The sequence below is a fragment of the Nostoc sp. DSM 114160 genome (genome assembly GCF_053470305.1).
On record NZ_JBPFGO010000001.1, the window covers coordinates 3771985 to 3795741 of the forward strand.

Consider the following 23757-nt stretch of genomic DNA (forward strand, 5'->3'; position numbering starts at 1 on the left):
AGCATTCAGAGAAATTAGTGTATTGATCGTGGGTTGGACTAGAGAGTTGAAGAGACATGGCAATTCGTGGCTGTAACCTAAGCACAGTAATGTTTGGGCTGTGCAACTGGAATTGTAATAATAAATTCTGCTCCCCACCCAGGAGAAGAAACACACTCTAACGAACCACCATGCCGCTCGGTAATAATTTGATAGCTAACCGATAAACCTAGCCCAGCACCTTTACCAACAGCTTTGGTAGTAAAAAAAGGATCAAATAACTTCTGTCTAATTTGTTCGGGAATACCAGGGCCATTATCTACGATCCGAACGATTATTTGTTGAGCATTTATTTTTTGAGTAGAAATGCGAATTTGTGGCTGGTTATGTGATAGTTTCCCTTGAATTAATGAATCTTCTAAAGCATCAACTGCATTAGTCAAGATGTTCATGAATACTTGATTTAGCTGTCTGGCATAGCATTCAATCAAGGGTAACTTGCCATAATCTTTAATTACTTGAATTGGAGGATAATTTACTTTTGTTTTAAATCGGTGTTCTAAAATAATCAAAGCACTGTCAATACCTTGATGGATATCTGCTGCTTTTAACTCAGCTTCATCTAGCCGTGAAAAGGTACGAAGAGAAACCACGATTTGCTGGATGCGTTCAGCACCGAATTGCATTGAAGAGAGTAATTTTGGCAAATCTTCGACTAAAAAATCGAATTCCATCGCCTGAATTGTCTTTTGAATTTCAAGTGCAGGATTAGGATAGTTTATGCGGTAAAGATAAAGTAGATTTAGTAGTTCTTGGATATATTTGTTAGCGTAAGTTAAATTGCCGTAGATAAAATTAACTGGATTATTGATTTCATGGGCAACTCCAGCAACTAATTGACCTAGAGAAGACATTTTCTCACTTTGGATGAGTTGAGCTTGAGTAGTTTGTAATTCTTTGAGCGCTTGTTCTAGTTCTATTGCTTGCTGTTTAAGTTGAGCTTCTGCTTGTTTATGTTCTGTAATGTCGTCTCGAACCACTAGTAAATATTTAGGCTGACCTTGAGAATCAAGAATCGGAACTTTTTTAATCTGTAAAATGCGTGTGTCGCCGCTTTTTGTCCGAATTCTTTCTTCCGGGATCTCTAACAATGTTTTACTATTAAGTGCTTCGCGATCTCGCTGGGTAAAAAAATCAGCCTCTTCCTTGGGAAATAGGTCGTAGTCGTTGTTCCCTAAAATTTCATCGGCACTGACACCAGCTAACTTTTCCGAGGCTCGATTACATAAGATAATTCGCAGATCGACCGCATCTTTGACAAAAACTGCTACAGGCATTGTTTGAATCACAGAATGCAGAAACTGTTGAGCAGTTTGCAGTTGTTCTTCTATCAGTTGGCGCTCATGCAGTGCAGCTTGCTGTTCGCTCTTGTGTTGCTGCTGTAATTGATTAGTATATTCTAGAACTGTCTGGCGGAGTTCAGCATTTTCTGTTTTTAGTTGCTGAAGGCATTGGCGTAAGCTGATTAACTCTTGATTTAACTCTTCGATAGACATACTGATTCACTATTTTTTAGTTTTAGACATTGAGAAAGCTATGTATATCTCAATACAGTGAATTGATTTGTCTATTACCAGAGTAAAGTAATTTGAAAATGCGATAACCATGCGTAGATTTTGTTTTGGTACAGTTGCTCATATCTATAAATTTGCTGGTGAAGAAGTTATCGTTAGAGAATTTGGCCAAATCTACTGTCATGTGAACAGCCTGAGATCATTTTGCCCAAATCGCTATCAAATATTAACTAGTTGTTATATTTGGCTTATTAACGTTCTGACTTGTCCTGTTGAGTCGTAAAACAACGAAATAATAAAGGTTGAGGCTATAATTCATTCTCATAGACTGTATCAACAACAATGTATTATGAAATAAACAGGCTTTGAGCCAAGTGTTTAGGAAGTGATGTCTGCGACAAGTCGCAAAGTGCCTAAGCATCTCACAGGCAATCCAGCGTCAAGTACTTGGCCCAATGGTTTACAAAAATACAAATGATGGGTTGTATTGGCTGTGGGAAATCGACAGAGCTAGTAAGGTTACAAGTAGAACTAGAAGAGTCAGGTTATCACGTAGTATATTTTGAGTCGAGTGAAGACTTAGAAATGACAGACGTGGACATTGCAGATGTTTTGCTAGCGATCGCCCGTCGTGTGAGCCAAAGCCTGGAGAAAATCATGCTCTCGGAACCGAACAAATTCTATGAATTGCTGCAAGGCGTGTTGAGAGTGCTAGATTCGGAAGTGACAGGGCTAAGGGTAAAAACACCAGTAGGCGATGTTTGTTTCTCAGCAGAAAAAGAGAAATTCTCCTTAGCATTGGGAATTAGTGAAATCACAACTAAAACCAAAAGCGATCCTCAACTGCGGGGGAAACTCAACCAATACCTGGGGCCACAGAAGACCAGACTACTGGAGGCGATTAATCGTGAACTCCTAGAGCGCATAGATAACCGGATTAAGCCGTGGGGTCGTCCGCAACAGGTATACTTGTTTGTGGTTCAGGGGGAGTTTTTGACAAAGCTCAACTGCCATTTGGTTTTTACAATGCCGCTGTCGTTAAAATTCTCCGATGATTACGGAACGTTGACCCAGCGTTTCCTGGAAGATCCGAAGGTACTGCCGATGGTTCCAGTGCAATGGCCAGATGGCAATGTCGGGCGAGGTTGTGTATGTGCCAGATGACTAGGCTGTGCCATTGCAGAAGATGATGCGGCGGTTTCCCCGCGATCAGTAATACCAATTCTTCTTTCATTAGGCAACAGATCTTTCTCTTGAAAGTGCTACTAATTTAAGTTTATTAATTCCGAATTCGATTTTATATAAGCCTTGAGAAAGTTTCGTCAACCCTGTGGGCTTGCTACTGTTATATAACAGTAGAAATAAATTACCGAGTTATGGTAAATGAGGTTGTGGTTTTGAACTCTCAATTAACTAATCATCAGGTCGATTTACAAGATTGCACTATTTTTTATCAGCAAAGTAAGTTGGATTCGAGTTCAACCCCCATCCTATTGCTACACGGCTGGGGAATCTCTACTGAGCCTTATCAAGAAGTGCTGGAACTACTAGCACAGCACTATACTATAATTGCTCCTGACTTGCCCAGTTTTGCAAGATCGACTTACTCTGGTCTAATTTCTGATTACGTTAGCTATAGCAAATTTCTCCTTTCATTTTTGGAAGTTTTAGATTTACAAGAATTTCATCTAGTAGGACACTCATTCGGTGGCGGTATTGCTATTACTTTATGTACACTTGTTCCACAAAAAGTCAGAAGTGTAATTCTGATAGATAGTACTGGAATTCCTACACCATCTATACCGGAGATGATCCCGCGAAGGGCAATCGAAATGACCGCTCAACTGTTTCTGCCAAGACTCAGGTTAAAATTAGTTGATATTCCTTTGGTTTTCTCCTATAACTTGTTATTTAATACAAAAAATGTCATTCAAGGATTGCTAATTTCTTTATACGAAGATATCAGCCATCTACTACCAAAAATCCAAGCTCCTTGTTTGCTAGTATGGTCAGAAAAAGACTTAACTACGACATTAAGTAACGCCCAAGAAATGGCGGCAATTATTCCCGGCTCTAAATTAGTTATTGTAAAAGAAGGATTTCACGAATGGGGACTCTGGTATCCTGAGAAATTTACATCATTCATACTAGATTTTATTTGTAAACTTGAGCAAACTCATCAGGGCAAACCTCCTCAAACTTAACCATCACCCTTGAAATTAAGTAAGTGGGCTAGTTATCTAATTATCCCTCTTTTGTCACTTTAGGCAGAGGAAAAATAAAAATCAAGGTTGAGCAGGAATCTAAAAATTGGAGAAGTAAGGTTATAAACAATCGATTGGAGTTTAGTAAAACCACTCAACAATAATCAGAATCATGACGAAAAATCGAGTTTCGAGCAGGAGTCGGGCCAAAATGAGGTTTTGATTTTTTAAGCATTTGTCAGCTACCAGTAAATCCGATCGCTGTTTTGAATTGCTATGCTTGGCATCAGTATTGGGATAAATGGATTTTATACTTTGGTAAACTGATATTTTATTTCTTGTAATTATACAGCACATTTCATCTGAATGAAGTACAGAAGGGCGGACAGGATGCCCACCCCACAAGATTTATCATATTAAAATGTGTACTTCATTTACTTGCAAAGTGCTGTAAATTATGTCCTATCCCGTGCTCATATAATAAATAGTTAGACATCAATAACAAGGTGTTCGACTATGAAAATTCTTGAAACAGAGCGTTTAGTTCTTCGTCGGCTAACAGTTGAAGATAGCGAGTTCATTCTTGAGATATTGAATGACCCTTTGTGGTTGCGCTTTATTGGTGATAAAGGTGTAAGAACTCTTAATGATGCTCGTGAATATATTTTGAATAATCCGGTTGCTATGTATGAACGTTTCGGCTTCGGGCTGTATTTGGTTGAGCTAAAGGGGAAGAGCGTCTCGATTGGAATTTGCGGTTTGATAAAAAGAGATTCCTTGGAGGATGTGGATGTTGGGTTTGCCTTTCTTCCTAAGTTCCGGGGAAAAGGATACGCCTATGAATCTGCTTCTGCTGTCATGATGTATGGGAGAAGAACCTTCGGCTTAACTCGTATTGTCGCTATCACTACACCGGACAATTATGATTCAGCAAAGCTGCTTAAAAAATTAGGACTAAGCTTTGAGCGAATGATTAAACTATCTAAAGATAGTAAAAGTGTTAGTTTGTTCATTTCTGATATCTAACAATTGTAGTGCAGCAGATTGAAGAAAGCCGCTTGTGCTGAGTTCGAGTTTGTAGCAATCTCTGACCGCAGCCGTTCTCCCGCGAATTTCAATTACCGTCGTAAGCATTTCAAAAGCTCATCAATGATTGCAATTGTGTGTCTTAACTATCTCCCAATTCTTGTTGTAATTGGGATAGGTGGTTTTCTAACGCTTCAGCAGTCTGAATAAGATTCGATTCTTGGGCTATTTTTAGCTGGGTTTCTTTAATAGAGATTTTTCTCACTAGTTTATTCACTGCATCGACTGAATCATCATTTTCAGTAATCATGGCTCGATCGCGAATATCCGTTTTTAGCAGGAATAATTGCTACAAAGCTTGCTATGTATGAATAAAAATTAGCTACATTTTTCATTTTACACAAGTATATTAAAAAGGATGTTTACTTTCAAAACTTGCTTGAGTGATACGAATGCAGACACAGATGTTAGAACTAGAAAAAATCGCTGACAAAATTAGAAAACTACTCGCACTTAGTCAATCTCCCAACGAGGCAGAGGCAAGCGCCGCCGCAGCTAAAGCCCAAGAAATCCTAACCCGGCACAATTTATCGATCGCCTCACTTCAAGATTGGACACCTCAACCACTAGAAGAAGAAGTCATTCGCCAGTTCAAACGCATGACCTCATGGAAATTTATTTTACTAAGTGGTGTTTGTTGGGGGAATTACTGCTGTGCGATCGCTAGACACTACCATAGCGGGTCTAAAATGATTATCTTAGGGCGAAAAGTGAATATCGTCTCTACTCGGATTCAGTTTGAGTATCTTGAACAAACCATTGAACGATTAGCAAAACAAGCCCAAGGCAATCGCACTTTTAGAAATGCTTTTAAGTTAGGTGCTGCTAATAGACTTGTAAGTAGGATTCTTGAGAATCGCGATCGACAGAAAAATCAAGGGATTGCTGGAACTACTGAATCAGTTGCAGTACCCGCCATTATCGTGCAAGCGCTCTATGAAAAACTAGAATCTGAGTTAGAAGCATATCTAAAGAATGTGAAAGTTAAACAAATGGCGTTACCATCGTGTGGTTCAAAAGACGGATATTTCTCTGGTATATCTGCGGCTGATTCTGTCTCTCTTAATCGTCAAGTTAGTAGCAGTCAACAGCACTATCTGCCAGGTTAATTAAGACTTATTAGGAGATAGCGGTAGTGATGAGAGTAGATTTTGGAGTGATTAACCTCATGCAGTGCTTTATGCGATCGCTGTATGAATTGCAGTCGCGGTTGGGTGAGAGCGCAGATCGCCCCTGTATGGAGTTGAAGGGGTGATGATTGTATACCGCTTCAGTGGCAAATCTAAACCAATGGTCTACACGCATCTGACTTGCTTACCGAAGGGATGGTGTTGATGCTGGCACTTAACTCTTGTGTGACGGCAGTTTCAAGATTTTTGGTTAGTTTTGCATAAAAACACAAAACAAAAGAAGAAGAATATTACATACCAAAGGAATTATGTATAAACCAAGAGACAACGCTTTAAAAGTCCCCTATTTTATTTCGCTTTTCAAGTGCTGCCCTGAACTCCTTGCTCAGAGCAGTTTTTCTTATACAAGTGGCCTCCTTTGAGTCTTGCACCCGTTGGCCGGCAGTGAGAGCTGACGCCAACGATCTGGTTGCCTAAAATATTTATATCAAAGAACTTTCAATTACGTAGCTTGCTGCTAGCTAGAGGCTAGGATTACGAATTACGGATTAGTATAAGTGGGTGTGCCAGAGTTTTGCCTCTACAGACAATGTATGATTCTTGGGAACAGGGAGCAGAATAGAGCGTGATGAAAGCAGAAGTAGCGTCTTACGGATGTTGGCGATCGCCGATCACAACAGACTTAATTACCGCAAGTATAATTGGGTTGGGACAAATTGCCCTCTGTGGCGAAGAGATTTACTGGAGTGAGTTACGACCATCAGAGTCAGGTAGAAATGTCATAGTGCGGCGGGGTGCAAATGGTGAAATCCAGTCCCTCACGCCTAGTGGCTTCAATGTGCGTACTCGTGTGCATGAATATGGTGGCAGTTCCTTTCTTGTGGTGAATGGCACTGTTTACTTTTCCAACTTTAGCGATCAACGCCTATATTATCAACAGAGCGATCGAGAACCGCAAGCCATCACCCCAATAGCTGCCACACGCTATGCAGACGGTGTTTTCGATCGTCAAAACAACCGAATTATTTGTGTGTATGAAGATCATACAGATGTGACAAAGGAGGCGAGTAATAGTTTAGTCGGCGTGGAACTAGACAAAGATCGTAAAATCCAACTATTAGTATCTGGAAATGACTTTTATGCTTCGCCTCGCCTGAGCCCGGATGGTTCACGTTTAGCTTGGCTGACTTGGAACCATCCTAATATGCCTTGGGATGGGACTGAACTATGGGTTGGGGAATTAAAGGCAGATGGTTCTTTGGGAAATACTCAAAAAATTGCTGGGGATTTAGATGAGTCTATTTTTCAGCCCCAGTGGTCGCCAGATGGTCAGTTGTATTTTGTTTCTGACCGTACAGGTTGGTGGAATATATATCGTTGGCAAGATGAAAATGTAGAAGCGCTAACTCAAATGGAAGCAGAATTTGGTCAGCCGCAATGGAATTTTGGGATGTCCACTTATGCTTTTGGGTCTGCCAACCAGATTATTTGTACTTATACCCAGCAAGGCATTTGGTATTTAGCAAGCCTTGATACACTAACACGTAACTTAGAACTAATAAATACGCCCTACACAGATATTAGCTCTCTGCACGCCACCTCTAAACAGGTAGTTTTTCGCGCCAGCTCGCCAACTCAATCAACAGCAATTGTCCGTTTGGATCTGACAACTAAAGAGCTAGAAGTACTACGGTATTCTAGTGATGTAACTATTGATGCTGGTTATCTTTCTTTAGCTGAAGCCATTGAGTACGAAACATCTGATGGCAAAACAGCATACGCCCTTTTCTACTCACCTCGAAACCGTGACTATACGGCTCCTGAGACTGAAAAACCGCCCTTGATTGTCAAAAGTCACGGTGGCCCCACCGCAGCAACTTCTAGTAGTCTCAATTTTAACATTCAGTATTGGACTAGCCGAGGAATAGCGGTTTTGGATGTAAATTATGGTGGCAGTACAGGGTACGGGCGGGAGTATCGGCAACGGCTTTCTGGAAACTGGGGAATTGTAGATGTGGATGATTGTGTTTTTGGTGCGCGTTACTTAGTGTCACGGGGAGATGTAGACGGCGCTCGTCTAAGCATTTCCGGCGGGAGTGCAGGTGGTTACACAACGCTTTGTGCCTTAACTTTCCGAGATACTTTTAAAGCAGGAGCCAGCTATTTTGGTGTCAGTGACTTGGAAGCTTTAGTTCGGGATACACATAAGTTTGAATCACGGTACTTGGATGGTCTGGTTGGCCCTTATCCACAACAGCGTCAGATTTATCAACAGCGATCGCCAATTAACTTTAGTGAGCGTCTAGACTGCCCAATGATTTTTTTCCAGGGATTAGAAGATCGAGTAGTTCCGCCCAATCAAACTGAAGCAATGGTTACAGCGCTAAGAACAAAAGGTGTGCCTGTGGCTTATGTTGCTTTTGAGGGTGAACAACATGGTTTCCGCAAAGCCGCAAACATCAAGCGTTCTTTGTCAGCAGAACTTTACTTTTATTCACGAATTTTCAATTTTGAAATTGCCCAACCAGTTGAGCCTGTAGTCATTGAAAACTTTTAGCTCCAACTAACAAGGCGATCGCCGCCATTGTAGTAGTTTGCGGTGCTTCACGACAGGCTTGACCGCAATACTACTCGCTTTGTGCATTTTTAACTCGGCATTGGGTTTAGAGTAAAGGTTAAACAGCGAATAATAGCTGAACCTGAAAATTAAAGTATCAAATTTATCAGTTTGAGGTTTAATAAAAGAGTTAAAGATAGAATCGCAAAAATTATCCCAACTTCCAGCTATCCATTGGCAACGTAGATGTAACAACATTTGCTGCATTATTTTGTAACCAAAATTTACTGTTGACTTTCATGCGTTTTGTTAAATTGCGTTGAAATTACTAGTAATTTTGATTTTTTTGTTTACAATTAGTTTCATATAATTTTATGTCTTTCCTCATTTAATATTTGATTATGGAATTAGTATTAGTGAAGCTAGGAGGTTCCTTAATTACTGATAAGGATAAACCTTATACTGCTCGAAGAGAAGTTATAACACAACTGGTTGAGCAAGTGAGCCTAATCAAACATGAAAATCCTAATCTGAAACTGATTATTGGTAACGGTGCTGGTTCTTTTGCCCACCAATCAGCGAATAAATATAATACAATTAATGGTTTTTCATGTGATGAAGAAAAATTAGGGTTTTGCTTAGTTCACCAAGATGCTTTAGATTTAAATTCCCTCCTAGCTAAAAGTTTTTTACAAGCAGGTTTACCAGTAATAAGTTTGCCACCTATTACTATGATAATTACTCATAATAAGAAACTATTGAAGAGTGACTTTAATGTAATAGAAAGTAGTCTAAAAACAGGTTTGATTCCTTTAGTTTTTGGTGATGTCGTTCTAGATCGAGCTATTGGTGGTACTGTCCTCTCGACAGATGCAATGCTTGCAGAACTAGCGAAATACTTCTATCTTCAAGGTAAGTTTAAAATTCGACTCATAAATGTTGGAAATTATGCAGGTGTATACGATCGAGATGGGCAAGTAGTTTCCAATATTACTCAAGCTAACTATTCTCGGATTAAACCTTTCTTGGGCAAGAGCAAATCAGTAGATGTTACTGGCGGGATGGCTAAGAAAGTTGAGGAGTTTTTGACTATTTCTAGTTTAGGGATTGACTGCTGGATAATTGATGGGAATATCCCAGGGAATTTAGCTTCTTCAGTTTTAGGTACGCCAACTCTAGGCACTTTAATTAGGGCATTTTAACTAAAATGATTTCAAAACTGTTGGTAGTTAATCCGAATTACTTACCCTTAATCTTTTTGAGATAACTCATTTTTCTGTATGTGAGTAAATAACTGCGCGGCAAAACTGGGTGGTACAGAGTAGTCAATGATTGACCCCGCCGTTGCTGCCTCGCTGGGAAATTCGTACCAATCGGGAAAACCTTGTAACTTCGCCGCTCCTTGGATTGACAAAGACTTGACAGTACCATTTGGCAACCAGATATCAGCGAACTTACTACGGTTGCAGCCTTTGCGATCTGTGAAGTGCGTAGGCGCAGCCCGCCGCAGGCATCGCAAGATAGTGTTACAGGGCAAGTGTGCAGGTTTATACTTGGACTCTGCACGCCCCCCAACTCTTTGTATCAGCAGTGGTGTTGGTTCGTTAGCCGTCAGAAATTGTTCTACCGCTTGCCGTTTTTTAGGGAGTAGTTGAGAATCGGTCATCATGGGAATGAGATGAGCGATCGCCCCATACCAACCACAAGGTGTAGTCCCCAAAGGTAGGGCAACGTGAAAACCCTTGCTTGCAACCAGGACTAACCGCCGCCGCGCCTGGGGTAGTCCAAATTTGTCCATGTTGACCACGCTGTAATCGACCGAGTACCCCTCTTGCTCCAAAGCTGACAGGATGATACTGAAACTCTGACTGTTCTGATAACGCGGAACATTTTCGAGAGTGAACACCCGTGGCTGCAACTGTCGGATGGCTTCTGCAACTGCGATCGCTGCACTCAAATCGTCAGCCGTTTCAAGCGCAATACCCGCTTTTGCAGTGTGAGCTTGACTGAAGTTGGCACACACCGGGGATGCGTGGAGGTAATCGGGGCGGCTCTTAAAACCTAGAAATCCTAACCGTGCTACTTCTTGAACTGTTAGCTGAATGATTTTGCAGCCATATTCATGAAAGTTACGGTGATGGTTGAGAGCGATCGCCCTGCTCAAATCTGGTTTTGTGGGGTCGAACTCCACTGCAATGGCTGGGCGAATCCCGGCTTGAACCATCCCCGCTTCAATCCCGCCGCCACCAGCGAAAAGTACTACAGCGATCGCCGCATCATCTGGAAGAACTGGTTTTATTTTTGTGTTATCAAAATTTTTGCAGACATCCAATTTTAGTGATGGCTTTTTGGTTTTCGCTTTTTTGATAAAGGCGATAATATCTTCCCTAATTGCCCCCTGTTGTTGCATTAGACGAATCATAGGGACAGCACCAGGGGGAATTGAGCCTATACTTTTGCTTTTCCATGCCCTGTCTATCTTCTCTTTCCAATTGAATGCCCATCGCCAATGAAAGGGATTATTCGGGTCGCGTTCACCAATCACACGGGGATGGTATCACTTGAAGTTGGTTTTGATTCCGGCAAACTGGTGAAAGGACGTAAACGGCATTTGCTTGTTGACACTCTCGGATTGGTATTGATGGTCGTAGTCACTTTTACTTACGAATCTGACCAAGCCGGTGCAAAGAAATTATTCGCGCAAGCGAAGCAGAGAATTAGCGATCGCTTAAATCGCCTGGTTTGTATTTGGGTTGATGCGGGGTATCAGGGTCAGGGATTTATGAAATGGGTTATAGACACTTACCGTTGGATTTTAGAGGTTGTACGTCGTCCAGCTGATGCGAAGGGTTTTGTCCTACTACCCAAACGCTGGGTTGTTGAACGTAGCAATGGGAGGGTTTAATTGGTATCGTCGTTTAAGTAAAGACTACGAAATTTTACCGCAAACGCATGAAACATTTGTACAAATTGCAATGATTCGGTTAATGCTGAGAAGACTCGCTTAATAGATTCCTTTAATACTTTCCAAACATCCTCTCAAGCATACGCCCGCGTATGTGAAGTAATTCTAAATTAGGATAGGCTTTTAACAGGGGATGAATGCTACATACATTGATATTGGATTCTTGATATTTAATATGGGTTAAATTGCAGCGATCGCCCACAAATTGTAACAAATGACACACTCATAGTTTTGACTCAGTTTCTTTGAGGCTTGTGTAATCTCATCAAAAATAGTACATTTGTTTTAGTAAATTAGTAAAGCCCTGACACATTTATTTGTTTGTGCTAGTGCCAGATGGTAATTGCAGTTAACTGGCAAAAGTGATACAACGGAATAACTGCGTATTGCTTGAAAACCTTGAAAATATAGATATTTTACTTATGGCTGAGTATCAAAAAATTGAGTATCGCATCGGTAAAGATGGAAAAATTACGGAAACAGTGATTGGTGCTTCTGGCGCAAGTTGTACCAGCACAACATCTGGAATTGAAGATGCTTTGGGAGACGTAGAAACTCAACAACTGCTGACTGAATATTACGAGGGAGAAGAAAACGTCACAGGAACAGAACAACAGTCTCTCAAACAACAATAGGAGAGATACAGATGCTTGCAGACATCATTTCAGACATCGAGGGAAGCGGAATGTTTTCTCTGGAAAGTATTTTAGCGATCGCAATCGGATTTTTGGCGTTACTTTTGATTATTCCAGCAATTAACGCGGCGATCGCTTCTCAACCAAACAAGCGAATTGATAAGTTAGGGTTAGCGCAATCTCAAATCAAATTACTAGAAGATGAACTCCAAGCATCTCGTCAAGAATACTTAGAATTAGAGCAAAAAATACAGCAACTTATTTCTGAAAAAGCCGCACTGCATCAAGAAGGCGTGCGACTCCATGAAGAGTTGCAACAGCAACGTCTACAACTAACAGAAGAATTTCGCACTTCCACATTTGAGCAATTGCAGACATTACTGACGAACTACCCCAGCATCCACCAAATGGTGAGTGTTAAACCAGAATTGCCCGTCAAAAATCTGCTTTCGATGTTTACTCCTCTAGATAATCTTCTTAGTAAATGGGGTTACGAACAGATAGGCAAACCTTGGAAACAAGTGCCTTATAATTCTCAACTTCATCAACCAGACAATGCTGATATTACTGAAGGTGAATTAGTTTACATTCGATTTGTTGGTTATCAGCATCAAGGAAGAATTCTTTGCCCTGCCAAGGTTAGCCGGAGTTTACCGGGAGGGAGATGAGGGAGATGAGGGGGATGAGGGGGACAAGGGGGACAAGGTGGACAAGGGAGACAAGGAAGCTAAGTCTGTAACAATGCCCAATGCCCCATGCCCAATGACAAATGACAAATGACAAATGACAAATGACTACAGTAATAATTGATTTTGGTACTAGCAATACTGTTGTTTGTACTACGGATTTGATTACGCAAAAACCACGGACGTTGCGATTTGATTCGATGTCGCGGCGGTTTGAGGTTGGGGGCGAACAAGTTAGCGTGGTGCCGAGTTTGGTGTTTGTGGAAGGGCAAAATAGCATTTTGTTTGGTGAATCTGTACGTGCCAAACGCTTGGGGTTTGCCCAGCCTGAACGCTGTTTTCGAGCTTTTAAACGCGATTTAGCAGCGGATTTTGTGCCACCTCCCCGACTTTTGGATGGTAATAGTTATAGTGCTGAGATTATTTCAGAACTGTTTTTGTTAGAAATTTGGCAACAGGTTGAACAGCAATTACAACCTGATAGTGTTATCTTTACGGTTCCTGTAGGTGCGTTTGAGCGATATCTTGACTGGTTTCGCAATTTGGGCGACAAGCTGAATATTCCCGCAGTGCAAATTGTCGATGAATCAACAGCAGCCGCCCTTGGTTATGCTATCAAGCGTCCTGGCACTGTGGTTTTGGTAGTGGATTTTGGTGGCGGAACGTTGGATTTAAGTTTAGTACGGACTGTCAGCGTCGCTTCCGAACAGCAAGCAGTACGGGCTGAAGTTCTTGCTAAATCTGATGCTTTTATTGGCGGTGTAGATATCGATACTTGGATTGTCGAACATTATCTGCAAAAAATCAATTCCTCCCGCGCTGAAGTAGGAGAAATCGGTTTTATGAATTTATTGGAAGTAGCAGAAAGGGTAAAAATACAACTTTCAACAACAGATGAAGCCAAAGAAGCTTGGTTTGATGATGAAAATTTTATGTCCCATGAATTGCAGTTACATCGGGACGAGTTGGGCGAAATTTTAGAAAATCAACAATTATTAGAACAGTTAAGACAAGCAATAGATGAAGTATTAGCGATCGCACTTTCCAAAGGTATCGCTAAATCTACCATCGAACAAGTTTTATTAGTCGGCGGTACTTGCCAAATTCCGGCGATTCAACAACTAGTAATTTCCTATTTCGGCAGACAAAAAGTTAAATTAGATAAACCCTTTGAAGCTGTGGCACATGGCGCATTAGCATTAAGTGAAATGACAGCAGTTGATGATTACCTGCGCCACAGTTATGCTATCCGGCTTTGGGAACCCCACAGCAAAACTTATTCTTATTTTACTTTAATTGAAAAAGGAGCAAAGTATCCAGGGGCGCGTTCTGAACCTTTAACTTTGCAAGTAGCCACCGAAGGACAGCGAGAAATTCGCCTTGATATTGGCGAAGTTGCAGAAGTTTCCCAAGCAGAAGTTTATTACGATTCTCAAGGCAGAATGACGAGTAGCCACTTAATAAAACAAGATAGCTATCGTTCTTTAGAAACTCATCATCAACAAGTATGCGTCGCTCATATCGAACCGCCTGGACAAACAGGAGTAGACAGAATCCAAGCACAATTTGAAGTCAACGAACAACGAGTATTAGTAGTAACGGTAAAAGATTTATTGACGGGGAAGATGTTAGTGGAGAGAGGGGCGATCGCCAAACTCAAATAATCTCTTCCTGGTCCTCTGCGTCTTGGCGGTTCGTCAAAAACGGAATAAGAAATGGGAATACTACTAGCAGTAAAGTGGTAAAAATCCAATGGCAGAGAATCACAATCAACCAAAAGAATATGATGCCGTGTTGGGTGGACAAGTACCATCGCCCGTTGATGGTGTTGTTTTAGGAGGAATAGAAGGTGTTAAAAAGCGTTTGGCTAGTATATTTTTTAAAGAAAGAATTACAGCTATAGAAGATGCACTCAAGTATGGAGAAGCAGGTTTAGAATTACTAATTCAGACCTTGACAGATGTATCACCAGAAGTACAGCAAACCGCTGAAAATTTGCTTTTCCAGCATCGGACAGAACCAAAAGTAAAACAAGCACTGCGCGAGTATAATCCTTGGCTACTTTTTGAATGTTTGCAAACAATCAGCGGACATACACATCATGTTAATAACGTAGTCATCAGCCCCGATGGGCAAACTATTTTTAGTTGCAGTGTTGACGGCACAATTCGACTATGGAGTTTATCACAAAGAAAGGAAATCTATACTTTGCAAGCACACTTCAGAGGAGTCAATTTTATTGCTATTCACCCTAATGGGCAGATTCTTGCAAGTGGTAGTTATGATGAGACGATTAAACTTTGGGATGTCCAAAAAAGACAAGAACTGCGTACAATCACAGCACACTCTGGTGGAGTTCAGGCGATCGCCATTAGCCCTGATGGTCGAACTTTGATTAGTGGTGGTGGAGACAATACTGTTAAAGTATGGGAGATCCAAACGGGAAATTTACTTCGTAGCTTAAACGGTCATTCAGAAGCTGTTTATGCTGTTACTTTTCACCCTGATGGGCAAACTATTGTCAGTAAAAGTGTCGATGAAACTCTAAAGCTATGGTGTTTCGAGACAGGACAGGAACTTTACACCCTCCCTACTGGACGTTCAGGTGGAAGTAAATCTTTAGCTTTTAGCCCCGATGGGCAGACCTTAGCTAGTGCTTGTTATGAAACAATAAAGCTGTGGAATTGGTCAACAAAACAGGAAATTACTATTTTGACAGGACATTCAGACTGTGTTAAATCTCTGACCTTCAGCCCGGATGGACAAACTCTCATTAGTGGTAGTGTTGACAAGACTATTAAAGTATGGGATTTACAGACTAAACAAGAAATTCATACTTTTGAAGGACATCTACGATGGGTTCAAGATGTTGCTATTAGAGCTAATTTGTAAACTCAAGTAAAGTACTTGTCTTGCAAGGATTTCAGGAATTTGAGTCAAAAAAATACTTATTCGCTGAAACTCAGACCTAGTAACGAGTTGAGTATCCTTCAGATTTTCTTTACGAATCAGCTCTTAGTCCTGATGGGCAAATATTAGTTAGTGGTAGTCGCGATCAGAGTGTCAGGGTATGGAATATTCACACAGGAAAGCAAGTGTATAGTTATGAGGGGCATGGTTCTAAAGTGAATTCTGTTGCCATTAGTCCTAATGGGCAAACATTTGTTAGTGGTGGTAGTGATAACTTTGTGAATAAAAACGGTGAAGTCACAAAACTTTGGGATCTCAGCACAGGTTATCTGCTAACAAATCTCGTTGGACATTCAGACTATATTCAGTCCGTTGTCTTCAGTCCAGATGGGCAAAGCGTTTTTACTAGTTGCCGAGAAACAATTAAATTGTGGAATTTGCAGACAGGAACACAAGAAGATATTCTCTCTTTTGCTACTCATAAAAATCATGCTGATTCTTCCGCCGGAATCAGACTTTTATCTATGTCAGGAATTGATAGCTTTGCGATTAGTCCTGATGGTCACTTGCTGGCCTGTAGCATTACTAATCAACGAACAATTTTAGTGTGTGACTTACAAACACAACAACAACTGCGTACTCTGAAAAAACCCCATCATAGTGCCCACAGTCATTGTCTCGCTATTACACCAAATAAACAAATTCTTGTTGATGCTAATGGTAGCAATCGTATTGATATATGGAATTTGGAGACAGGGGAACTAATTCGCACTCTAAAAGCACATTCTCAGCTTGTTAACTCGATTGCAATTAGTCCAGATGGAGAAACTTTGGTTAGTGGCGATAGCAACAGTACTATTAAAGTTTGGGTTTTGCGTACAGGAGAAGAAAAATTTACCATAAATGCCCATTCCGGCAGTATTTATTGTGTTGCTATCAGTCCAGATGGGCAGAATTTGATTAGCAGTTGCAGGGATAGCACAATCAAAGTATGGGACTTACAGACAGGACGGGGAAAAGCCATTTTCAACGGACATACATCAGCGGTTCGTTCTGTCGCTATTAGCCCTGATGGGCAAACTCTTGTTAGCGGTAGTGTAGATGGAACTATTAAAATATGGAGAATGCCATAAGGGTAGAAAAAAGTGCGATCGCCTCACCTCAGTGATTGGGAATACTAAGTAGTAGGCTCAACATTAAAAACCTGATGAAAGAAAATTCCAATCGCCCAACAGTTTATGATGCTGTTCTTGGCGGTCAAGAAAAAGCGCCTCCTGGTGCTGTAGTATTAGGAGGACTAGAAGGTGTTAAAAGACGCTTGGCAAATCCGGTAATTGAACAAAGAATCGCAGCACTAGAAGAAGCACTCAAGTATGGCGAAGCAGGTTTGGAATTGGTAATCTGGGCGTTAGACGATAAATTATGGAAAGTACGCCAAGCAGCTTATTCACTACTAGCTTCTCGACCAGAACCTATAGTACAAGAAATACTTCAGGACTATAGTCATAAAATTGACAGATATGATGCTTTCGTAGCGATGGCGCGTGCTGGCGGAGTGTCCGATATCGATACACTAATGGAGAATCTAGAAAATGACCGCACTAGTGCCACTTGCAAGTTAGTTGACTTTACACTGAGCTTAGTTGATACCCCTCAAGGTCAAGACCGAATTCGACATTACCTGTTCAATGGCACCCAGATACAACGTAATTATGCAGCACTTTATTTTAAACGACGCGGAGCAAAAAAGATTTTAAAAGAAGCAGTAAACCAAGGCTGTATTGATAAATTGCAAGCATTTTCTAAATAAAAACAGCAATGTCAGAAAATCTCAATCAACCAAGAGAATATGATGCTGTGCTTGGCGGACAAGTACCACCTCCAAAAGATGGCGTAGTTTTAGGAGGTATTGAAGGTGTAAAACGACGTTTAAGCAGCGCCACATCTCCACAACAACAAATTCTCGCCGTTGCAGAAGCCCTAAAGTATGGCGAAGTCGGTACCAAGTTGGTGTTTGAGATTGTAAATACTGAATCTGAAAAGTTGCAATCTACAATATCGTCACTGCTGGGACAACAAGCATTAGCAAAAGTGCAGTCCCATCTAGACAGGGAAATACTATTAATCTCTGCGGTTGATTTAAACTACAGTCGTTTGCAAAATTTACTTGCTTCCGGAAAGTGGAAAGATGCAGACCAAGAAACTGCTAGTATAATGCTGCGGGTATGCGATCGCCAACCACAAGGATTTTTAGATCCATCAGACATTGAAAAATTCCCTTGTGCAGACTTAAACACTATTGAAACTCTCTGGCAAAGATATAGCAACGGACGCTTTGGCTTTGTTGTCCAAACCCATATCTGGCAAATCGTTGGCGGTACATCAAATCCCGACTGGGAAGCGTGGTGTCGGTTTGGTAAAGGTGTGGGATGGTTTTCTCAAGGTACTTGGTGCTATTGGAATGATTTGAAATTCGACTTGAGTGCGCCGGTGGGAAACTTACCCCGTGGCGGTGCATTTATAGGCTGGGGGTTAGGCGACTTTTGGACGGGTTGCAGAACCCTGTCTGTGCTTGCAGAGAAATTAGCAAACTGCAAAATAACCAAGCAACCGCGAGAATATGATGTTGTCAGTTAATCAGCAACGCCTTTATAGCGATTTTCATTTGAATGAGGTACATAGGTAGGGGCGCACAGCTGTGCATTGGTGTCAACTTAAGCTAAAACTCTTGCCTCACAATCGTTTTACCCCACCCCCAACCCCTCCCCTTGGCAAGGGGAGGGGAGATTTTGGCTTTAGACAAAATCGGGGTGGGGTAACGCGGATCGTTATATTGAATAAGTGAATTCAAAACTACGTCATGACAAAGGTTTCACGTTAAGTTGACACCTATGACAGCTGTGCGCCCCTACAAGGATCTATTCTTTTCTGTTCCTCATCCATGCGGGAACCCCTATAAGATATACCAGAGTAAATGAAATACACCTTAATTATTTAGATAAATTATGTCCACCTCGTTACAACAACTCTTACCGTTCCATCTTCTAAAACTTCATCTTCTTCAATCGTAAAACCTTGTTCCTGTGCTGATGCCATCAAAGTGTGATAACCATACCGTTGTATCAATTTATTTAACCAAGCTCCATCGTATTTTTTGCGATCGTATTCAGAGATAATGGCTTGAAATTCACCTTTTTGTTGACGCTTAAAGCCGATATCATTACTCATAGAACCAATATATTTTTTGCGAATAATGATTTCCGCAGTTTCAGGACGCACATCACCTTGATAGCCATATAGGTGCTGCGCTGTTTCGCGATATTCAACATTTTTAAAGCCGACATCTGCCAAAGCTTTAATTAATGCATCTGTATTCTTAATTTGAGTTTTAATACTAGTAAAATGTGACATAATTTTGTAATGAATATTTTAATATCTAGGCTGGGCAAGATGCCCAACCCATGCAATCTTTACACCCAACGTCCTACAACTACTCGCACAGTTCCATCTGCTAATACTTCTTCATCCTCAACATTAAAGCCTTGTTCTTGCACTGTTGCCATCAAGGTTTTATGAGCATATTTTTGACTGATAGAATTAACAAATTGTTGTTGATTAATTTTTGCTCCCCAAAAGTCTGCAACTATTTCGTAATTTTCACCATTACGACGAAAACCCAAGTCATAACCGTTTTTTTGGCGAATTACATACTCGGCTTGAGTTGTATCGTCTCGATATCCGCGTACATTGGTGTTAGACTCCACTTGATAACCTAATTCTTGCAACACTTCATGAAGAATTTCACCGCGTTTGATTTGAACTTTAATAGTTGTGAAATGAGACATAATTGATTTTGTGTTTGAGATTTTGGATGAAAAAATAAACCGCTAAAATGCAGATTTTTTCTATTCTAATCAACTTCTAAAGGCCCGATTCCTTGTTGAGTTGAATAGTGCTTTAATTCCTCCACTAACTGAACATCATTGGAAGCTGGCCTTGCGCCTGCTTCGGCTGCCCATTGCTTTAGGGCTTCAATTTGATTGCGGGCGATCGCAGCTAAGGGAACTGTCTGCGCTATAGCCTGTAAAATATCTTCTGTATTGAAGTCTCGCCGCTGTCCCTCCACTCTTGTGGAAAATGCTTGGTGCATGGCATCAATAATTACTTGTTCAATTTCTGCACCGCTGAAGTTAGCAGTTTGTTTGGCTAACACAGCTAAATTAAATTCTCGCAGGCGGTTGGGGCGTAACCGTTGCAAATGCACTTTAAAAATCTCTTGCCGTTCGGCTTGTGTAGGTAAATTCAAAAAGAAAATCTCATCAAATCGTCCTTTGCGTAACAACTCGGCTGGTAATATTTGCACGTTATTTGCAGTGGCGACAATAAATACTGGGCTAGTTTTCTCTTGCATCCAAGTAATTAAACTGCCAAAAACCCGGCGCGATGTTCCCGAATCCCCATCAATGCCACTGGTAATATTACCGAAGGCTTTGTCAATTTCATCAATCCACAAAACGCAAGGTGCCATTGCTTCGGTTAGCTGTATCATTTGGCGGACGCGGCTTTCGCTTTCACCAACGATTCCGCCAAATAAACGGCCGGAATCTAATCGAAGTAAGGGTAAACGCCATTCATGGGCGATGGTTTTAGCAGAGAGAGATTTACCCGTTCCCTGTATCCCTACCAAAAGCATACCTTTGGGATTAGGAATACCGTAGCGTCTGGCTTCTTCAGTAAAAGCATCTTGGCGCATCAATACCCATTGTTTGAGTTGATCTAATCCCCCCATTCGTTTGAGTGATTCTTGCGGTGTGAAAAACTCTAAAATCCCAGTTTGGCGAACTGCTTGCTTTTTTTCTTCCAATACACCATCGATGTCAGATTCGTTTACCTGTTGTTTAGCTGCTAAGGCTTTTGCCAAAACTCTAGAAATCCGAGTGCGGCTTAAACCTTGGCAAGCTTTGACTAACTGTTCCCGCGCCAAACCGGAAACATTTAATTTCTCTGGTACTACTAACTGTTGAATTAAATAATCGATTTCACTGACGCTAGGTAAGGGAAAATCAACGACTGTTACCTCTTGCAGTAACTCGTCAGGAAGTTCTAAAGTATGACTGGTAGTAACGATAGTTTTACGCGATCGCTTTAACTCCCGCGTCAAGTTTCGCAACTCCCTAACAATGGGTGCATTCTTCTCCGTGGTGGGATTTTTCACAAATGGATGCAAATCTCGCAGCACAAACATCGCCGCTGTTTGAGAGTCAGCTTTGCCGATGCGTGCTAATGCAGCCATTACCGAACCTTTATCTGCACCATTGTCACTCCAACCCCGCACAATATCCCAAAACAAAACCTGTCGTTGTGGTACAGAACGCGATGCAACTTGGAACAGCACTTCTTCTACAGGTTCTTCTTCCACGGAAATCACATACACTAAAGGATACCGCGCCCGAATCATCAAATCGAGTTGCTCTACCAAGGAGGCGTATTGCTGATTCTCTCGGCTATGAGGTGAATCGCCTTTTCCATTGAAAGGTGCGCCTGCCATCATAAATAAGCTTTTCTTACTCAGTGTTTTGTTTGTCTTATTTAATACTATAATTCTTTTTTAAAAATACTAGTACAAATTCACTGAAAATTTATCTTAGAAGTGTAGTGAGGCGAATGGCTCAAGCGATAATTTTCTTCTTTGATTTGTTGTAGAGAGACGAATTATTTGACCGCAGCGACAAATCAAAAGTCAATTTTTCACCTAGACCTGCGTGGGTGTGTGGAAGCCGCGTCTATTTATAAGCGATCGCGTCCCATCCAATGGGAACTATGTTATGTAATTGCATTCCTGGGTACCATGAAATTATTGCATTTTCTCAAATCCAGACCAGTCATTATAGTTTTAGCAATTGCAGTAAACATCACTGTCATTGATGTACATTCTTCTAGTTCAAATTTTCCTATAGACAAGAGTACAATTACTCAGTTCCAACCACAGATTCAACTTGTTCACACACTGACTGGGCATAAAAAAGTGACTTTTGGTGTTCGAGCAGTTGCGATTAGCTCTTCGTCGGGGCAAACCCTAATTAGTGCAGGTAGAGATGATACAATTAAAGTCTGGAATTTACGTACTGGAAAATTGTTGCGTAGTTTAAACGCTCACTCAGATGGTATTACTTCAATTGCAATTAGTCCAGATGGCAATAGGATTGTAACAGGTGGGATAAGCACCCCAACAATGAAGGTTTGGGATTTACGCACTTTCCTTATGCTTAACAGTGATAGTGGACATACCCAACCAGTAGAAACCGTTGCGATTAGTTCAGATGGTAAATTGATTGCTAGTGGCAGTGACGATGGTACAATCAAGCTTTGGGATTTACACACGCTTAAGTTGCTTGATACTATTGCTGCACACTCAGGATTTGTGAGTAAAGTTGCATTTAGCCCTGATATGCAAACCCTTGTAAGTGCTGGGGGTGGCGATGATAATACAATTAGGCTGATTGATTTGCAAACTAAAAAAACACGCCATATTCTCAAAGGGCACAAAACCGGAGTTGATGCTATTGCCATTACTCCAGATAGCAAAAAGCTTGTTACTGGTAGTTTTGGTCAGCTAGTTTCTCGAAATCGTGCAATTAGTACCCTGAAATTATGGAATCTTCAAACTGGAAAACTGCTGCATGATTTTAGTGATAATTTTAGTTCAGTTGAATCTCTTGCCATCAGCCCCGATGGAAAAATTCTGATTTGCGGCAATTATGATGGCACTATTAAACTGTGGAGCTTAGAGACTTTAAAACCGTTGCATACCTTTGAAGATGGTTCCAGTTCGGTTTTAGGGCTTGCTCTGAGCCGAGATGGTAAAACCCTTGCTAGTAGCAATGAGGATAGCACTATACATATTTGGCAAATTAAATAACTCCATTGTTTAACTACAATGTAAAACTTAAGAAAAGTGTTAAATCCGAATTCCTGTCTTCCGGTTTAGTTTTTTAAAGCAATCGCATGGTGACGGATATGATCTTCAATAAAACTGGCGATGAAATAATAACTGTGGTCATAGCCTTCTTGGTAACGCAAGTTTAGCGGCTGGTTAACATCTGTACAAACTTGCTTAAACACCTCTGGCAGTAATTGTTTAGCTAAAAATTGATCGCAAGTCCCTTGATCGATAAGAATTGAACTGTGATAACCTACTTGCTTGACTAATTCACTAGCATCATAAGCACGCCAATTTTCTTGATTGCTGCCAAGATAACCACCAAAAGCCTTTTGACCCCAAGGACAACGCATAGGTGCAGTGATTGGTGCAAAGGCTGATACTGATTTGTAGAGTTCTGGGTTTCTCATTGCACAGACAATTGCCCCATGTCCGCCCATCGAATGGCCGAAAATGCCTTGTTTATCAGGTTGGGTGGGGAAATTTGCAGTAATTAAAGCAGGTAATTCCTGGACGATATAACTATACATCTGGTAGTTTTGACGCCACGGTTCTTCTGTAGCATCAACATAAAAACCTGCACCAGTGCCAAAGTCCCAGTCATCATCCTCACCTGCAATGCCAGTATTACGCGGACTGGTATCTGGTGCAACCAATATCAAACCGTACTCAGCAGCAAAGCGCTGCACTCCTCCCGCCTTCGCCATAAAATTCTCTTCCGTGCAAGTTAATCCAGAGAGGAAATAGAGAATCGGTACAGGATTTTGAGTTGCTTGTGGTGGTTGATAGATGCTAAAGCGCATTTGGGCGTTACAGGTGGAGGAGTGATGACTGTAGAAACCGAGTTTGCCACCAAAGCTTTTATATTCTGAAATCAGGTTGAGGTTAGCCATTTGTTATATTCTGCTTTCCTGAGCGGCTGCGGAGAATGGTTATTTTAGCGTAAACTACTCTTGAACCTATCCCATTTGGACAAAAGCGATCGCTTTTGGGTCTGTTAGCTGATTAACTTGTGATGGCAGAAAATTAGTCAACATTACTATTCACTCCAAACTAATTTTCTACAACCATTCTAGTGGATTAAATTGCTG

At 41.1% G+C, this 23757-nt stretch carries 21 protein-coding genes and 3 pseudogenes; 16 read left to right on the forward strand and 8 right to left on the reverse strand.

Annotation, left to right across the window (positions count from 1 at the left end; all coding sequences use genetic code 11):
- Positions 1-77: 77 nt before the first annotated feature.
- Positions 78-1535, reverse strand: coding sequence for a sensor histidine kinase (locus NSTCB13_RS16600; protein WP_445627604.1), 1458 nt, complete (start codon positions 1533-1535; stop codon positions 78-80).
- A 498-nt stretch (positions 1536-2033) separates the two neighbouring features.
- Between NSTCB13_RS16600 and NSTCB13_RS16605 the strand changes: the two are divergent.
- The 3 genes and pseudogenes from NSTCB13_RS16605 to NSTCB13_RS16615 all read left to right on the forward strand — a co-directional run.
- Positions 2034-2690 (forward strand): annotated as a pseudogene (locus NSTCB13_RS16605) (ATP-binding protein); the annotation flags it as partial.
- 254 nt (positions 2691-2944) lie between these two features.
- Positions 2945-3757 (forward strand): alpha/beta fold hydrolase, encoded by an 813-nt coding sequence (locus NSTCB13_RS16610; protein WP_448273221.1) that lies wholly within the window; start codon positions 2945-2947, stop codon positions 3755-3757.
- A 516-nt stretch (positions 3758-4273) separates the two neighbouring features.
- The gene (locus NSTCB13_RS16615; RefSeq protein ID WP_448265592.1) at positions 4274-4783 is read left to right on the forward strand and encodes a GNAT family N-acetyltransferase; all 510 of its coding nucleotides are present in this window, start codon (positions 4274-4276) and stop codon (positions 4781-4783) included.
- A gap of 142 nt (positions 4784-4925) precedes the next feature.
- Here NSTCB13_RS16615 and NSTCB13_RS16620 read toward each other — a convergent pair whose 3' ends face one another.
- A complete protein-coding gene (locus NSTCB13_RS16620) occupies positions 4926-5093 on the reverse strand; it encodes a hypothetical protein (RefSeq protein WP_448265593.1) in 168 nt (55 codons plus the stop codon).
- A gap of 142 nt (positions 5094-5235) precedes the next feature.
- Here NSTCB13_RS16620 and NSTCB13_RS16625 point away from each other — a divergent pair, with 142 nt between their 5' ends.
- Together NSTCB13_RS16625 and NSTCB13_RS16630 are read left to right on the forward strand one after the other, a co-directional pair.
- Entirely contained in the window at positions 5236-5952 is a 717-nt protein-coding gene (locus tag NSTCB13_RS16625) for a DUF2786 domain-containing protein (RefSeq protein ID WP_448265594.1), read from the forward strand.
- Between the two features lie 649 nt (positions 5953-6601).
- Positions 6602-8530: a S9 family peptidase gene (locus NSTCB13_RS16630; protein WP_448273222.1), complete on the forward strand. Its 1929-nt coding sequence runs from the start codon at positions 6602-6604 to the stop codon at positions 8528-8530.
- A 6-nt stretch (positions 8531-8536) separates the two neighbouring features.
- Here NSTCB13_RS16630 and NSTCB13_RS16635 read toward each other — a convergent pair whose 3' ends face one another.
- Entirely contained in the window at positions 8537-8797 is a 261-nt protein-coding gene (locus NSTCB13_RS16635) for a hypothetical protein (protein WP_448270433.1), read from the reverse strand.
- 134 nt (positions 8798-8931) lie between these two features.
- Here NSTCB13_RS16635 and NSTCB13_RS16640 point away from each other — a divergent pair, with 134 nt between their 5' ends.
- Positions 8932-9732 (forward strand): isopentenyl phosphate kinase, encoded by an 801-nt coding sequence (locus NSTCB13_RS16640; RefSeq protein WP_448265595.1) that lies wholly within the window; start codon positions 8932-8934, stop codon positions 9730-9732.
- 47 nt (positions 9733-9779) lie between these two features.
- Here the strand turns inward: NSTCB13_RS16640 and NSTCB13_RS16645 are convergent, their stop codons facing one another.
- The gene (locus tag NSTCB13_RS16645; RefSeq protein WP_448265596.1) at positions 9780-10952 is read right to left on the reverse strand and encodes a DNA cytosine methyltransferase; all 1173 of its coding nucleotides are present in this window, start codon (positions 10950-10952) and stop codon (positions 9780-9782) included.
- A 144-nt stretch (positions 10953-11096) separates the two neighbouring features.
- Here NSTCB13_RS16645 and NSTCB13_RS16650 point away from each other — a divergent pair.
- From NSTCB13_RS16650 to NSTCB13_RS16690, 9 genes and pseudogenes are all read left to right on the forward strand, one after another.
- Positions 11097-11538, forward strand: a pseudogene (locus NSTCB13_RS16650) (transposase); the annotation flags it as partial.
- 343 nt (positions 11539-11881) lie between these two features.
- The gene (locus NSTCB13_RS16655; RefSeq protein ID WP_448265597.1) at positions 11882-12130 is read left to right on the forward strand and encodes a DUF2997 domain-containing protein; all 249 of its coding nucleotides are present in this window, start codon (positions 11882-11884) and stop codon (positions 12128-12130) included.
- Positions 12131-12141: 11 nt separating this feature from the next.
- Positions 12142-12798, forward strand: a complete 657-nt coding sequence (locus NSTCB13_RS16660; protein WP_445627596.1) for a hypothetical protein — start codon at positions 12142-12144, stop codon at positions 12796-12798.
- A gap of 122 nt (positions 12799-12920) precedes the next feature.
- On the forward strand, positions 12921-14480 hold the full coding sequence (locus NSTCB13_RS16665; RefSeq protein ID WP_448265598.1) for an Hsp70 family protein: 1560 nt from the start codon (positions 12921-12923) through the stop codon (positions 14478-14480).
- An 88-nt stretch (positions 14481-14568) separates the two neighbouring features.
- Positions 14569-15708, forward strand: a complete 1140-nt coding sequence (locus tag NSTCB13_RS16670; protein ID WP_448273049.1) for a WD40 repeat domain-containing protein — start codon at positions 14569-14571, stop codon at positions 15706-15708.
- Between the two features lie 125 nt (positions 15709-15833).
- Positions 15834-15887, forward strand: a pseudogene (locus tag NSTCB13_RS16675) (hypothetical protein); the annotation flags it as partial.
- 24 nt (positions 15888-15911) lie between these two features.
- On the forward strand, positions 15912-16859 hold the full coding sequence (locus NSTCB13_RS16680; RefSeq protein WP_448273051.1) for a WD40 repeat domain-containing protein: 948 nt from the start codon (positions 15912-15914) through the stop codon (positions 16857-16859).
- A 74-nt stretch (positions 16860-16933) separates the two neighbouring features.
- Positions 16934-17536, forward strand: a complete 603-nt coding sequence (locus NSTCB13_RS16685; protein ID WP_448273053.1) for a hypothetical protein — start codon at positions 16934-16936, stop codon at positions 17534-17536.
- A gap of 8 nt (positions 17537-17544) precedes the next feature.
- Positions 17545-18363: a GUN4 domain-containing protein gene (locus NSTCB13_RS16690; RefSeq protein ID WP_448273054.1), complete on the forward strand. Its 819-nt coding sequence runs from the start codon at positions 17545-17547 to the stop codon at positions 18361-18363.
- 366 nt (positions 18364-18729) lie between these two features.
- Here NSTCB13_RS16690 and NSTCB13_RS16695 read toward each other — a convergent pair whose 3' ends face one another.
- The 3 genes from NSTCB13_RS16695 to NSTCB13_RS16705 form a co-directional block, all read right to left on the reverse strand.
- Positions 18730-19137: a DUF1257 domain-containing protein gene (locus NSTCB13_RS16695; RefSeq protein ID WP_448273056.1), complete on the reverse strand. Its 408-nt coding sequence runs from the start codon at positions 19135-19137 to the stop codon at positions 18730-18732.
- Between the two features lie 59 nt (positions 19138-19196).
- The gene (locus NSTCB13_RS16700) at positions 19197-19571 is read right to left on the reverse strand and encodes a DUF1257 domain-containing protein (protein WP_448273057.1); all 375 of its coding nucleotides are present in this window, start codon (positions 19569-19571) and stop codon (positions 19197-19199) included.
- Positions 19572-19636: 65 nt separating this feature from the next.
- On the reverse strand, positions 19637-21184 hold the full coding sequence (locus NSTCB13_RS16705; protein ID WP_448273223.1) for an AAA family ATPase: 1548 nt from the start codon (positions 21182-21184) through the stop codon (positions 19637-19639).
- 258 nt (positions 21185-21442) lie between these two features.
- Here NSTCB13_RS16705 and NSTCB13_RS16710 point away from each other — a divergent pair, with 258 nt between their 5' ends.
- Positions 21443-22645 carry a WD40 repeat domain-containing protein gene (locus NSTCB13_RS16710; RefSeq protein WP_448273059.1) on the forward strand — a complete coding sequence of 401 codons (1203 nt, stop codon included), beginning with the start codon at positions 21443-21445 and terminating at the stop codon, positions 22643-22645.
- 65 nt (positions 22646-22710) lie between these two features.
- Here NSTCB13_RS16710 and fghA read toward each other — a convergent pair whose 3' ends face one another.
- Positions 22711-23559: an S-formylglutathione hydrolase gene (fghA, locus tag NSTCB13_RS16715; RefSeq protein WP_448273060.1), complete on the reverse strand. Its 849-nt coding sequence runs from the start codon at positions 23557-23559 to the stop codon at positions 22711-22713.
- Positions 23560-23757: the final 198 nt, after the last annotated feature.